This window comes from Pseudomonas sp. UME65, from assembly GCF_014170225.1.
GTDB classification, from domain to species: Bacteria; Pseudomonadota; Gammaproteobacteria; order Pseudomonadales; family Pseudomonadaceae; genus Aquipseudomonas; species Aquipseudomonas protegens.
Window position 1 is genome coordinate 212909 of sequence record NZ_LZZQ01000010.1, and the last position, 13591, is coordinate 226499.

11 protein-coding genes and 1 pseudogene are annotated in these 13591 nt (G+C 63.2%); 2 read left to right on the forward strand and 10 right to left on the reverse strand.

Annotated elements, in window-relative coordinates; genetic code table 11:
• Nucleotide 1: 1 nt before the first annotated feature.
• Entirely contained in the window at nucleotides 2–928 is a 927-nt protein-coding gene (locus tag A9971_RS08710; protein WP_011059588.1) for a LysR family transcriptional regulator, read from the reverse strand.
• Nucleotides 929–1047: 119 nt separating this feature from the next.
• Here A9971_RS08710 and fpr point away from each other — a divergent pair, with 119 nt between their 5' ends.
• On the forward strand, nucleotides 1048–1827 hold the full coding sequence (fpr, locus tag A9971_RS08715; RefSeq protein ID WP_003198368.1) for a ferredoxin-NADP reductase: 780 nt from the start codon (nucleotides 1048–1050) through the stop codon (nucleotides 1825–1827).
• A gap of 122 nt (nucleotides 1828–1949) precedes the next feature.
• Here the strand turns inward: fpr and tsaA are convergent, their stop codons facing one another.
• The 6 genes from tsaA to rimO form a co-directional block, all read right to left on the reverse strand.
• Nucleotides 1950–2645, reverse strand: coding sequence for a tRNA (N6-threonylcarbamoyladenosine(37)-N6)-methyltransferase TrmO (gene tsaA / locus A9971_RS08720; RefSeq protein ID WP_065364476.1), 696 nt, complete (start codon nucleotides 2643–2645; stop codon nucleotides 1950–1952).
• A 117-nt stretch (nucleotides 2646–2762) separates the two neighbouring features.
• Nucleotides 2763–3533: an SDR family oxidoreductase gene (locus tag A9971_RS08725; RefSeq protein WP_015634379.1), complete on the reverse strand. Its 771-nt coding sequence runs from the start codon at nucleotides 3531–3533 to the stop codon at nucleotides 2763–2765.
• 127 nt (nucleotides 3534–3660) lie between these two features.
• The gene (locus A9971_RS08730; protein ID WP_011059591.1) at nucleotides 3661–4122 is read right to left on the reverse strand and encodes a DUF1456 family protein; all 462 of its coding nucleotides are present in this window, start codon (nucleotides 4120–4122) and stop codon (nucleotides 3661–3663) included.
• 66 nt (nucleotides 4123–4188) lie between these two features.
• Nucleotides 4189–4899 (reverse strand): rRNA pseudouridine synthase, encoded by a 711-nt coding sequence (locus tag A9971_RS08735; protein WP_011059592.1) that lies wholly within the window; start codon nucleotides 4897–4899, stop codon nucleotides 4189–4191.
• Between the two features lie 82 nt (nucleotides 4900–4981).
• A complete protein-coding gene (locus tag A9971_RS08740; protein ID WP_015634381.1) occupies nucleotides 4982–5455 on the reverse strand; it encodes a GNAT family N-acetyltransferase in 474 nt (157 codons plus the stop codon).
• A gap of 117 nt (nucleotides 5456–5572) precedes the next feature.
• Nucleotides 5573–6910 (reverse strand): 30S ribosomal protein S12 methylthiotransferase RimO, encoded by a 1338-nt coding sequence (gene rimO / locus A9971_RS08745; protein ID WP_011059594.1) that lies wholly within the window; start codon nucleotides 6908–6910, stop codon nucleotides 5573–5575.
• A gap of 381 nt (nucleotides 6911–7291) precedes the next feature.
• On the opposite strand from rimO, the gene A9971_RS08750 reads away from it, so the two are divergent.
• Nucleotides 7292–9133 (forward strand): potassium transporter Kup, encoded by a 1842-nt coding sequence (locus A9971_RS08750; RefSeq protein ID WP_370059471.1) that lies wholly within the window; start codon nucleotides 7292–7294, stop codon nucleotides 9131–9133.
• Between the two features lie 111 nt (nucleotides 9134–9244).
• Here A9971_RS08750 and A9971_RS08755 read toward each other — a convergent pair.
• From A9971_RS08755 to mprF, 3 genes and pseudogenes are all read right to left on the reverse strand, one after another.
• Nucleotides 9245–9403 (reverse strand): annotated as a pseudogene (locus tag A9971_RS08755) (DUF3077 domain-containing protein); the annotation flags it as partial.
• A gap of 98 nt (nucleotides 9404–9501) precedes the next feature.
• Nucleotides 9502–10800: a virulence factor family protein gene (locus A9971_RS08760; protein ID WP_123430172.1), complete on the reverse strand. Its 1299-nt coding sequence runs from the start codon at nucleotides 10798–10800 to the stop codon at nucleotides 9502–9504.
• A complete protein-coding gene (gene mprF, locus A9971_RS08765; RefSeq protein WP_011059597.1) occupies nucleotides 10800–13448 on the reverse strand; it encodes a bifunctional lysylphosphatidylglycerol flippase/synthetase MprF in 2649 nt (882 codons plus the stop codon). The genes A9971_RS08760 and mprF overlap by 1 nt, the downstream gene beginning before the upstream one ends.
• Nucleotides 13449–13591: the final 143 nt, after the last annotated feature.

Here is a 13591-nt window from a genome sequence, read left to right on the forward strand (position 1 = left end):
ATCAGGGAATGCTCGGCAGGACGATCTCGTCGCTGCGTTGCACCCCGGCGGTAAAGGCGCGACACAGTTCCAGGAATTCGCGCATGGCCGAGGTCTGGTACTTCTGCTTGTGCCAGATGAAGTAGAACTGCCGGGCCAGGTCCAGGCCCGGGGTTTCCACTGGCACCAGGCTGCCGCGGCGAAACGCATCGCGCAGGGCCAGCCGGGAAATGCAGCCAATCCCCAAACCCGACTCCACCGCACGCTTGATGGCTTCGGTGTGCTCCAGCTCCAGGCGGATGTTCAGTGCACTTCGGTGGTGACGCATGGCCTGGTCAAAGGTCAGGCGCGTCCCGGAACCCTGTTCGCGAAGGATCCAGGCTTCATGGGTCAGTTCTTCCATGGTGGCGTGGCCGCGCTTGGCCAGTGGATGCTGGGGCGCGCAGAACACCACCAGTTCATCTTCGACCCAGGTCTGGACTTCGATATCCGGATGGCTGCAGTCGCCCTCGATTAGACCCAGATCAATTTCGTAGTGGGCCACCTGTTGCACGATATGCGCAGTGTTCTGCACATGGAGCTTCACCTGGCTCTCCGGGTGCACCTGCATGAAACTGCCGATCAGCAGGGTGGCCAGGTAGTTGCCGATGGTCAAGGTCGCACCTACCGAAAGCGAGCCGAACCCGGACTTGCCGTTGAGCAGGTCTTCGATCTCCTTGGCCTGGTCCAGCAGGGCCACTGCCTGTGGCAGCAGCTGTTTGCCCAGGGCATTGAGGCTCAGGCGCTTGCCCGCGCGATCGAACAGCTGGCAACTGGATTGGCGCTCGAGTTCGGTGATCGAGGTACTGGCGGCCGATTGCGAGAGGGACAGCAGCCCCGCAGCACGAGAAACGCTCTCTTGCTGGGCGACGGCGACGAAGACTTGCAGTTGACGGAGAGTAAATCGCATATCGATATAACCGATAACCCTTATCTTAATAATCCAGTTAACAGATATTGTCGCCGCCATTAGAATGCTGTGCAATTGCGCTCATGGTCAGCGCAGGCAATTTCTAGGAGCCCCCGTACATGAGCAACATGAACCACGAGCGTGTCCTCAGTGTTCATCACTGGAATGACACTCTGTTCAGCTTCAAGTGCACCCGCGATCCGGGTCTGCGCTTCGAGAACGGTCAGTTCGTGATGATCGGCCTGCAACAGCCTAATGGCCGTCCGCTTATGCGTGCCTACTCCATTGCCAGCCCGAACTGGGAAGAGCATCTCGAATTCTTCAGCATCAAGGTTCCAGACGGTCCGTTGACTTCCCAGCTGCAGCATCTGAAGGAAGGCGACGAGATCATCATCAGCAAGAAGCCAACCGGTACCCTGGTACTGGATGACTTGAAGCCCGGCAAACACCTGTACCTGCTCAGCACCGGCACCGGCCTGGCGCCGTTCATGAGCGTGATCCAGGATCCGGAAACCTACGAGCGTTTCGAAAAAGTGATCCTGTGCCACGGCGTACGCTACGTCAACGAAGTCGCCTACCGCGAGTTCATCACCGAGCACCTGCCGCAGAACGAGTTCTTCGGCGAAGCCTTGCGTGAAAAGCTGATCTACTACCCCACCGTGACCCGCGAGCCGTTCGAGAACGAAGGCCGCCTGACCGACCTGATGCGCAGCGGCAAGCTGTTCCGCGACATCGGCCTGCCGCCGATCAACCCGCAGGACGACCGCGCCATGCTGTGCGGCAGCCCGAGCATGCTGGATGAAACCAGCGAAGTGCTCAACAGTTTCGGCCTGACCGTTTCGCCGCGCATGCGCGAGCCGGGTGACTACCTGATCGAGCGTGCATTCGTCGAAAAGTAGGAGCGAGCGTGCTCGCGAAGACCGTCCAGGCAGCGCATTGGTGCTGACTGGGCGGATTCTCCCGGACACAGAAAAGCCCGCGTTGCCTGGAAAGGCAGCGCGGGCTTTTTCGTTTCCGGGGTTCAGCCCGCCGGGACCACTTCCAGCACCCGGATTACCCCGGGCTCTGGGTAATGCCAGCGCACGTCCAGATCCCAGAACTGGGCGCCGTACTCACGCTCGGTCGTGGGCACCTGGTAGGCCGGACGCGGATCCTGAGCCAGGCACTGCTCGATCAGCTCCACCAGGGGCTCCTGCAGACGCTGAGCGTGGATCTGAGCCTGTTGCAGGGCATTGTCCTGCCACTGCACCGGAATAATCTGCGGCGCGGCGCTAGCGATCTCATTGCTCGCCGTGGCAATGATGTCGGCGTAGGGCACGTAGGGCTTGATATCGAGGATCGGCGTACCGTCCAGCAGGTCGATGCCGGAGATCCACAGGCGGTTGGCCTCGACCTTGTCCAGCTTGACCACCGACTGGCCGATGCCATTGGGGCGGTGGGTCGCACGGGTGGCGAAGACCCCCATGGACTTGTTGCCCCCCAGGCGCGGCGGGCGCACCTTGAGTCGCGGCTTGTCCTCCAGGGCCTGGTGAAACAGGAATAGCAGCCAGACGTGGCTGACCTGCTCCAGCCCTTGCACCGCGTCGCCCTGGTCGAAAGGCGCCACCAGTTCCAGCACCCCGCGCGCGGCCGGAGCCAGTTGCGGTTGGCGCGGGATGGCGAACTTCTCCTTGAAGCAGGAGCGCACGAAGCCGATGGGGGAAACGCTGTAGGTCATGTTCTGGGGTCGAGGCTGTAAGGGGAGGGCATGATAACCCGTTCGCTGGCAAGCCAGCTCCTACAACACCCGCGCCACCTGTAGGAGCCGGCTTGCCGGCGAATTGCACAACATAGATCAGAGACTGAAGCCGCCATCCAGAGGAATGATGTTGCCGGTCATGTAGGCCCCCGCAGTGCTTGCCAGGCTGATGGCCAGGGCGGCCATTTCCTCTTCCCGGCCCCAGCGTTTCATCGGGATCAGCGCCACGTCTTCGGCTAGGGCCTGTTCATCGTTACCGATGTGCTGGGTCATCTTGCTGGGAAAACGTCCCGGCGCGATGACATTGACGTTGATGTGCTGGCTCACCAGCTCCCGGGCGAGGATCCGCGACATCTGGTGCAGCGCCGCCTTGCTCGGGCCATAGGCGTAGGCCTGTTCGCCGAAGGAGCTGATTCCGGCCACCGAGCCGATATTGATGATGCGCGCCGGATGGGCCGCCGAGCCAGCACGGCGCAGCAGCGGCAGCAACTGCTGGATACAGCTGAACACCGAGGTCACGTTCAATTGCATGACCTTTTCCCAACCCTTGGCCGGGTAGCTTTCCAGTGGCGCGCCCCAAGTCGTGCCGGCGTTGTTCACCAGGATGTCCAGGGAGTCGAGTTGCTGGCCCAAAGTGGCGGCAAGCTGCTGCACGCCTTCCTCATTGGCCAGGTTGGCGGCCAGCCCCCGGCACTCTCCGAATGCGGCCAGTTCCTCGGCGACCTGCTGGCAGGCGTCGGGATCACGGGCGCAGATATACACCCGGGCGCCGGCTTCGACAAAGGCCTTGGCAATCATCTTGCCGATACCACGGGTGCCGCCGGTCACCAGGGCGGTGCGGCCTTGCAGGGAGAAATAGGGATGCATGGGAAGTCCTGAGCAGATAGGTGTGTGCCTACCCTAGTCTTCAGGCGCTTGCCGGGGAGCCACTATTGCCTGGGGCAATAGCGGCTCATCAGGGCCGCTGAGAATGTACTGCGGCCGCGCGAGGGGTTCAGCCGCGTACGCGCAGGGTCAGGCCCTTGAGAAAGTTGCGCAGCAGCTGATCGCCGCACGGGCGGTAGTTGGTGTGGCCGAACTTGCGGAACAGCGCGCTCAGCTCCGGCTTGGACACCGGGAAGTCGGCCGCCTTGAGCACGGCGTGCATGTCGTCTTCCTTGAGTTCGAAGGCCACTCGCAGCTTCTTCAGAATGATGTTATTGGTGACCGGCAGTTCGATCGGCAGCGGAGGACGGCTTTCGTCCTTGCCGCGCTTGAAGATCACCAGGCCATCGAGGAAGTGCGCCATGACTTCGTCCGGGCAATGCACAAAACCTTCTTCCTCATCCTTCTTCAGGTAGCTGACGACATCGTCCAGGCTGACCTTGAAACCGGTGAGCTTGATGATCTCGACGACCTTCTTGTCGCTGATGTCGAGCATGTAGCGCACGCTGCGCAGTACATCGTTATGAATCATGGTTACAGTCCTGATCAATGCGCGTGGAGCGCCGCGCAAGGGCACGGCGTCTGAATGGGGGCGGCTTTAGAACTTCTCTTTGGCCGACAGGTAGCGCCACTGGCCCAGCGGCACCTTGCCGATGGACACGCCGCCGACTCGTATGCGGCGGATGGCGACGACCTTGAGGCCGACGGCCTGGCAAAACAGCGCAATCACACCCGGCTGCGGGTTCTTCATGGCGAAGCGCAGGCGGTTCTCGTTCTGCCAGCTGGCTTTTACCGGTGGCAGCTCGCGGCCTTTGTAGGTCAGGCCGTGGTTCAGGCGGTTGAGCCCGTGGTCGATCATCTCGCCTTCGACCTCGACCACGTATTCCTGCTCGATCTTGGCCACGTCGGCAGTCAGCTTGCGCAGCACTTTCCAGTCCTGAGTGAACACCAGCAAGCCGCTGGCGTTGGGCTGCAGGTCATCGCTGGCGGTCAGGCGCAGGAAATGCCCGCGCAATGGACGTTTGCCGTAGCGGTGTTCTTCGGACAGGCTGTCGGCGCCAATGGACTGCATGGCGCTGTCCAGGTCCTGGCCGGCAGGCACGTTGAGCAGGATGGTCACAGGCTCCGGCGCGGTGGCCTTGGCCTCGGGGTCCAGAGCGACGGTTTGCGCGCCGACCTTGAACTGCGGTTCGTCGATGACTTCGCCGTCTACGGTGACCCAGCCGCCCTCGATGAACAGCTCAGCCTCCCGGCGGGAGCAGCCGACCAGTTCGATGAGGCGTTTGGAGAGACGAATCGGGTCAGTCATGACAGGGGCCGTAACAAAAGAGGGCAGCTATTGTACCTGCCTGGCGCCGGTTAATCGCGGGTCCATTTGCCGGCTGTGGCTTTTAGCCGCGCCGGGCCTGCAGTTGTGCCTGTTTCAGGCGCATGTGCAGCAGCGGGTAGGGCTGGCCCATGCCGTCCTGCTCCGAGCGCCCGACCACTTCGAAGCCTTGCCTGAAGTAGAAGCCCAGGGCTTGGGGGTTCTGCTCGTTGACGTCCAACTGCTGGGCATTGAGGTGTTCCACCGCGTACTGCAGCAGCTGGCGGCCCAGGCCTCGGCCCCGGTGGGCCGGGTCGATGAAGAGCATTTCCACCTTGCCCGCCGCGACCCCGGCAAAGCCGGTGATGCGTTGGCGTGCATCGCGGGTGCAGATCAGCATCACCGCGTCCAGGTAGCGGGTCAGCACCAGTTTGCGCAGCAACTCTATATAGCTGTCCGGGAGAAAGTCGTGGGTGGCACGTACCGAGGCTTCCCAGACCTGGGTCAGTTCCGGGTAATCGCTGAGTTTGGGTGTATGCACGACCGAGTGTTGGCGCATGCCGCCTGCCCCTGAAGTGATAGGCCGCAGTGATTGCAGGCCTGGCAGAGCAAACGATAGACCGAAAAAAGCCCCGCATCTCGTGGCGAGAGCGGGGCTTGGCAGTTTTTTTACGCCTTACAGGGTTTCGGCCCAGAGGTCGTATTCGTCGGCGTCGGTCACCCGGCACCAGACCTTGTCGCCCGGCTTCAGGTCGCCCGCGCCGTCGATGAACACATTGCCGTCGATTTCCGGGGCATCGAAGAAGCAGCGGCCCACGGCGCCATTCTCGTCGACTTCATCGATCAGCACTTCGATTTCCTTGCCAATGCGCTGTTGCAGGCGTGCCGAGCTGATTTCCTGCTGGTGCGCCATGAAGCGCTCCCAACGGTCCTGCTTGACCTCGTCCGGGACCACTTCCAGGTCCAGGTCGTTGGCTGGAGCGCCTTCCACCGGCGAGTACTGGAAGCAGCCGACGCGGTCCAGTTGGGCTTCGGTCAGCCAGTTCAGCAGGTACTGGAAGTCTTCTTCGGTTTCGCCCGGGAAGCCGACGATAAAGGTCGAACGGATGATCAGTTCAGGGCAGATCTCGCGCCAGTTCTTGATTCGCGCCAGGGTCTTGTCTTCGAAGGCCGGGCGCTTCATGGCCTTGAGCACTTTCGGGCTGGCATGCTGGAACGGGATGTCCAGGTACGGCAGGATCTTGCCGGCGGCCATCAGCGGAATCAGCTCGTCCACGTGCGGGTAGGGGTACACGTAGTGCAGGCGAACCCATACGCCCAGGGTGCTCAGGGCTTCGCAGAGCTCGGTCATGCGGGTCTTCACCGGCGCGCCGTTCCAGAAGCCGGTGCGGTACTTGACGTCGACGCCATAGGCGCTGGTGTCCTGGGAGATCACCAGCAGTTCCTTGACCCCGGACTTGACCAGGCGCTGCGCCTCGTCGAGCACATCGCCCACCGGGCGGCTGACCAGCTTGCCGCGCATCGACGGGATGATGCAGAAGCTGCAGCTGTGGTTGCAGCCTTCGGAAATCTTCAGGTAGGCGTAGTGTCGCGGGGTCAGCTTGATGCCTTGCGGCGGCACCAGGTCGATCAGCGGGTTGTGGTCCTGTTTCGGTGGCACCACTTCGTGCACGGCGTTGACCACCTGCTCGTATTGTTGCGGGCCGGTGACCGCCAGCACGCTAGGGTGCACGTCACGGATATTGCCTTCTTCCACGCCCATGCAGCCGGTGACGATGACCTTGCCGTTTTCCTTGATGGCTTCGCCGATCACTTCCAGGGATTCGGCCTTGGCCGAGTCGATGAAACCGCAGGTGTTGACCACCACGACGTCGGCGTCCTGGTAGGTGGAGACCACGTCATAGCCTTCCATGCGCAGTTGAGTGAGGATGCGCTCGGAGTCGACCAGAGCTTTTGGGCAACCCAGGGATACGAAGCCGACTTTCGGGTTGGCCGGCGCGGAGGGGGTGGACATGTCTAACCTCGGTATTGGGTGTCGAGCCACTTGGGGGGCAAGTGCGACGGTTGGGCGCTGGCTGCGCCTCTGATCAAAAAGTGCGCAATTCTAGCGATGGTCGAAGCGCTTGACCAGCTTTATGCGGGGGAAATACGACGAGCGCTGGACTATGCTTCGTCCCGTTATACCCGGTTGCTTTCATACGGTGTTAGTTGGTGCCTTAGTGGTAATAAGAATCTGCAAATTACATGGCAAACTGCGCAACTTAAGAGAATAGCGCTTGTATAACCTTGCGCTTTCTATATAAGAAGCCCCGGTCTTGAGTAGTAGGAGTCATTGATGGGTCAGGCAAGTAGTCAGGCGGCGAGTGGCGAGCACTCCGGGGGCAAGCCTCTGGGGATGCTGGTGGCGGCGGTCGGGGTGGTGTATGGCGATATCGGCACCAGTCCGCTCTACACCCTCAAGGAGGTGTTTGCCGGCCATTATGGGGTTCAGGTCAATCACGACGGGGTGTTTGGCATCCTGGCCCTGATTTTCTGGTCGTTGGTCTGGGTCGTCTCGATCAAGTACGTGCTGTTCGTCCTGCGGGCCGACAACCAGGGCGAGGGCGGCATCATGGCCCTGACCGCGCTGGCCAGGCGGGCTTCCGGTTCCTATCCGCGCTTGCGTTCGATGCTGGTGATTCTGGGCCTGATCGGGGCGGCGCTGTTCTATGGCGACAGCATGATCACCCCGGCGATTTCCGTGCTGTCGGCGGTAGAGGGCCTGGAGCTGGCATTCAGCGGCCTGGAACACTGGGTAGTGCCGATGGCGCTGGTGGTACTGGTGGCTTTGTTCCTGATCCAGAAACACGGCACTGATCGCATCGGCAAGCTGTTTGGCCCGGTGATGGTGGCCTGGTTCGTGGTTCTGGGCGGGCTGGGGGTCAATGGCATTCTCCAGCACCCCGAGGTGTTGCAGGCGTTGAACCCGATGTGGGGCGTGCGCTTCTTCATTGTCCATCCGGGCATGGGGGTCGCCATCCTCGGGGCGGTGGTTCTGGCATTGACCGGTGCCGAAGCCTTGTACGCCGACATGGGGCACTTTGGGCGCAAGCCCATTGCCCGGGCCTGGTTTGCCCTGGTGTTGCCGGCGCTGGTGCTGAACTACTTCGGCCAGGGCGCGCTGCTGCTGGAAAACCCTGAAGCCGCCCGCAACCCCTTCTACCTGCTGGCGCCGAGCTGGGCCCTGATTCCGCTGGTGGTGCTGGCCACTCTGGCCACAGTGATCGCGTCCCAGGCGGTGATTTCCGGGGCTTTCTCCCTGACTCGCCAAGCGATCCAGTTGGGTTACATCCCGCGGATGCACATTCAGCACACCTCCAGCGCCGAGCAGGGGCAGATCTACATCGGCGCGGTGAACTGGGCGCTGATGGTGGGTGTGATCCTGCTGGTGCTCGGTTTCGAGTCCTCCGGTGCCCTGGCTTCGGCCTACGGCGTGGCAGTGACCGGGACCATGCTGATCACCAGCATCCTGGTGTCGGCGGTGATCCTGCTGCTGTGGAAGTGGCCGCCGATGCTGGTGGTGCCGCTCCTGGTGGGCTTCCTCCTGGTGGACGGGCTGTTCTTCGCCGCCAACGTGCCGAAGATCGTCCAGGGCGGTGCCTTCCCGGTGCTGGCGGGGATCGTGCTGTTCATCCTCATGACCACCTGGAAGCGCGGCAAGGAATTGCTGGTGGACCGCCTGGACGAAGGTGGGCTGCCGCTGCCAATCTTTATCGGCAGCATCCGCGTACAGCCGCCGCATCGGGTGCAGGGCACTGCCGTGTTCCTCACCGCCCGTCCAGACGCCGTGCCCCACGCCTTGCTGCACAACCTGTTGCATAACCAGGTGCTGCACGAACAAGTGGTGCTGTTGACGGTGGTCTACGAGGACATTCCGCGAGTGCCTGCAAATCGGCGCTTCGAGGTGGACTCCTATGGTGAAGGTTTCTTCCGGGTGATCCTGCACTTCGGCTTCACTGACGAGCCGGATGTACCGGAAGCCCTGAAACTGTGCCACCTGGATGAACTGGACTTCAGCCCGATGCGGACCACCTACTTCCTCAGCCGCGAGACGGTGATCGCCTCCAAGCTGGTGGGCATGGCCCGCTGGCGCGAAGCGCTGTTCGCCTTCATGTTGAAGAACGCCAACGGCAACCTGCGCTTCTTCAAGCTGCCGGTGAACCGGGTGATCGAGCTGGGCACCCAGGTCGAGATGTAACCCCGAGCCAACAAAAGCCCCCGCTGCCGAAAGGCAACGGGGGCTTTTTCGTTTCACGGCCCTGTAGGAGCGAGCTTGCTCGCGATAACGGACCGGCCATCGATATCGATGCTAATGACAGGACGGTTTCTCCCGGAGCCCACCGGCCCCGAGATCGCCCATGGCGCTCAGGTAGTACGCTGCCCAGGCGTGACGATCGCTGTCCTTGCTGTAGGCGGCGTCCTTGGCAAAGGCCTTGGCCAGGGGCGGCAGGTCGGAGGCTTCCCACAAACCTAACCCGTCCCCAATCAGTGAGGGCATTTATACCGTCGATGTAAAAAAGCCCCCGCAACCTGAGGCTGCGGGGGCTTTGTCGGGCGAGGCTCGGCTCACTCTTGAGCGGTGGCCTGATCCTTGGCCTGGCGCTTCTCGATGGCATCCACCAGGCGCTTGGCCAGTGCCGGGTAGTTCTCATCGAAGTGATGGCCCCCTGGCAGCTTCATGGCTTCACCAACGGCGGTCTTGTCGGTGCAACCGCTTTCATCGACCTCTTCCACGCCGTAGATGCACACCACCTTGGCGGCCGGCAGCTTGGCCATTTCCGGGCCGGTAGCGGCTTCCTTGCCGGCGTTGCCCAGCCAGCCTTCGACTTCAATCTCGAAGCTGCCGGTGCGGGCGAAGGCCAGCAGGATAATGGCGTCGACACGCTGCTGCTCGGCTTCCGGCAGGCGGTTGTAGATGGCAGGCAGCACGTCGGCGCCGAAGGAGTAGCCGGTCAGCACGAAGCGCTTGGTGCCCCATTTCTGCCGGTAGTGCTGCATCAGCTCGGTGAGGTCGATGGCGCTCTGTTCCGGGGTCTTGTGCTGCCAGTAGTAGCGCAGGGTGTCGATGCCCACCACCGGGTAGCCGATCTTGGCCATTTCGCCGGCCACGTCGCGGTCCAGGTCGCGCCAGCCGCCGTCGCCGGAGAGGAACAGGGTCACGGTGTCCTTGGTCTGGCCGGCCGGCACTTCCACCACGGGGATGCTAAGGCCGCCGTTTTCCGAACCCACCAGCAGCTTGCGCAACTCGTTGTTCAGCACCTGGGGCAGGTGGATGTCGTAGTCGCTGATGCTGGTGGTGGCGTTGGGGGTATCACGCACGAAGCCGGCGCTTTCGTCATCCGGGTTGTCGTTCCAGGCCACCAGCCAATGGCCGTGGGCCAGGGTCTTGGGCAAGGGATCGGTGCAGCCGGGCGCCGGGTTGATGGTGAAGCCTACCGACACGGCCTGGGCCTTGTCGTCGTTCTGGCTGGCGATCCAGCGCCAGGCCAGGGCTGCGCCCGGGCCGATGCCGCTGACCAGGGTGGCCGGGCCGGCGAGTTGCGGCAGGGCGTTCTGCAGGGCTTGTTCCTGCAGCTTGCAGTCGTCCTTGGGCAGGACCACCTGGACGATCTGCGCCGCGCCGCTGCGGCTCAGGGCCAGCAGTTGCTTGTCGGTCAGGGTCGCGTCAGGCAGCACTGCCACCACTACCCGGGCCTTGGCCTGGGTACCTGGGGTCACGCGGGTCAGGGTCGAGCCGTCGGCCTGAGTCAGTTGTTCCAGGGTCGGTTCGGGAGCGGGGCGGTTCCACCACCAGTAGCCGCCACCTGCAATCAGAGCCAGCACCACCAGGGTCGCCAGCAGGTACCGCCAAGAGCGTTGAATCATTAGCGTTTCACCAATCCAGTCAAGCCGCCTGCGATCAGGGCGGCAGTGTCGGCCAGTGCAACCAGCGGGTCCAGCCCTGCCGGCACGGCCATGTAACGGGGTTCCCAGTCAGGCTGGAACTTGTCTTTGAAACGGCGCAGGCCCTGGAAGTTGTACAGCTGTTCGCCACGGCGGAACACCATCGAGCCCAGGCGCTGGGTCAGCGGTGCGCCACGCCGTGGTTGCAGGCCGGACAACGGCACCATCCCCAGGCTGAAGCGGGCATATCCATGATTTTTATAATGCTGGATCAGGCCGACCATCATGAACTCCATGGTCAGCTTCGGCGCGTCCGGGTGCGCGCGCATCAGGTCGAGGCTGGCCAGGTCGTGGCTGTAGGTCTCGAGCAGGTTGGCGAAGGCCACCGGGCGCCCTTCAAAACGAATGATGGCGATGCGAAAGTGCTTGAGATAGTCGTCGCTGAAGCGGCCCAGGGAGAAGCCTTTCTCGCGGACATTCTTGCCGGTGAGCCAGGCGTCGGAGATCACTTTCAGCTCGTCCATCGGTGCTTGGCCCGGCTCGTGGATCTCCAGCGACAGGCCGTCGCGGGTGCCACGGTTCCAGGTGTAGCGCAGGTCCTTCATCTCCTTGCCCTTGGCTTCGAGATCAAAGCGCTGCAAGTCGACCCGGGCTTCTTCGCCGAGCTTGATCGCGGTCAGGCCGATGTCCATGTAGTAGGGCAGGTTCTCCGCCCGTACCTGGTAGAACACCGGGCGCGCGTGGTGCACGTCGCACAGGTCGCGGAACTGCCAGATCATTTCCGCGCGTTGCTGGGTCGGGCCGATGGGGTCGTACAGCGCCACCAGGCTGCGGCCGCGGCGGGCGTACATGAGGAAGGCGTCGTCGTTGGGGTGGAACAGCAGCGCCTTGTCGCCGGTCAGGGCCAGGCCGCCATCGGGTTGGGACGAGGCCATGAGGATCTTCGCAGCTTTGTCCAGCTCCTCGCTGGTGGGCAGGTGGATCACCGGGCGCGCGGTGCGCAGCAGCCAGGTCAGGGACACCACCAGCAGCAGCACCGCGGCGCCCAGCAGCGAGCGCAGACCGCGGGGCGCATCTGCGTCGAGGGTGAACTGCCACCACAGTTGATGGCTGTAGGGCACGTCCTGATAGGCGAACAGCAGCAGCCAGATGGAAGCCCCCAGCACGCAGACGCTGGCCACCAGGTACAGCGGCGAGAACGGCAGTTCAGTGAGGCGGCTGGGGCGATAGAACGAGCGGCGGAACACGGCCAGCAGGCTGGCGGTGAGGGTCATCAGGCAGGCTTCTTCCCAGTCAAAACCCTTGAGCAGGGAGAGCAGGGCACCCACCAGCAAGAGAATTGTGGTCAGCATCCAGGCCGCCGACAGGCGCCGACGCAGGCCCTGGGCCAGCAGCAGGCAGAGCACGCCGATCAGGCTGGCGCCGAAGTGCGAGGCATCCACCAGGCGATGGGGAATCAGGAAACCGATGTGTTGCAGACGGGTATCGATTTCCGGGGTGGCACCGGAAAACAGCAGCACCACACCGGAGAGGAACACCAGCACCGCGAGGATCGGAGCGGCCAGGCCGGATGCCACCCGCAGCGATTGGCGGGTCTGGAACAGGCGCTGGGCTTCGTTGATCAGCAGCAGGACGCAGGCCACCAGCATCGGCAGCACCACGTAGATCAATCGGTACAACAGCAGTGCCGCAGCCAGGGGCGCGGCACCGAGCTTGTCGGCGAAGGCCGCCAGCAGGATGGCTTCGAACACCCCGACGCCGCCGGGCACGTGGCTGAGCACACCTGCGGCCAGGGCCAGCAGGTACACCAGCAGGAAGGCGCCGAACGGCGGTGCTTCGGGCAGCAGCAGATAAAGCACTGTGGCGGCCGCAGCGACGTCCAGGGCGGTGATGATCAGTTGCAGGAAGGTCAGGCGGCGTCCGGGCAGGCGCAGGGTGCGGCGGCCGACGCGCACCAGCAGGTTGTCGCGCAGGGGCTGTTCCGGCAGGCGCCGGCGATAGATGCCGATGGCCAGCACCGCTCCCAGCAGCAGGATGGCCAGGGCGATGCCCGCCAGCAGGCTTTCCGGCAGGCGCAGGGCCGCGGAGGCTGCCGGCAGGTTGCTCAGTGTGGCCAGGGCTGCCAGCGGAGGCAGGGCACAGCCCAGGGACAGGCTGGCGAACAGGGTCATGTGGGCCACATCGGCGGCCCCCAGCCCATGGCGGGCGTACAGCCGGTAGCGCACTGAACCGCCGGAGAGCAGCGACAGGCCTATGGCATTGCCGATGGCGAAGGCCGTGAAGCCGCCCAGGGCCAGGGTGCGGCCGGGCAGGTTGACCCCGGCATAGCGGCTGGCGGACCACTCGTAGCCCAGCAGGATGATGAAGCCGACGATGGTCGCGCCCAGCGCGCCGAGCAGGGCCGGCTTGGGCACGTCGAGGATCGAGTCGTGCAGTGCGTAGAAGTCCAGCTCGCTGAGCAGGTGGCGACAGGCGATCAGGGCAATGGCGAACAGCAGCAGGGTCACGGCCAGGCCCAGCGGCTGGCGGTATTTGCTCAACAGGTCCAGCCAGCGCAAGCGAGTGACTGTAATGGGTTGAGTGGCGGTAGCGGTATCGGCGTCTTGTGAATCAGACATGTTGGCGCGCATCAATCACCTCGTGGATTGTGCGCGACAGGATGGGGGTATCCAGCCAAGTTACCAATCCCTGTAGAAAAAATAATTTCAAATATTAACGCGTCTCACCGTGGCCCGGCGAGCCTGCGCGATCAACGCAAGGTGGTTGCCCCGAG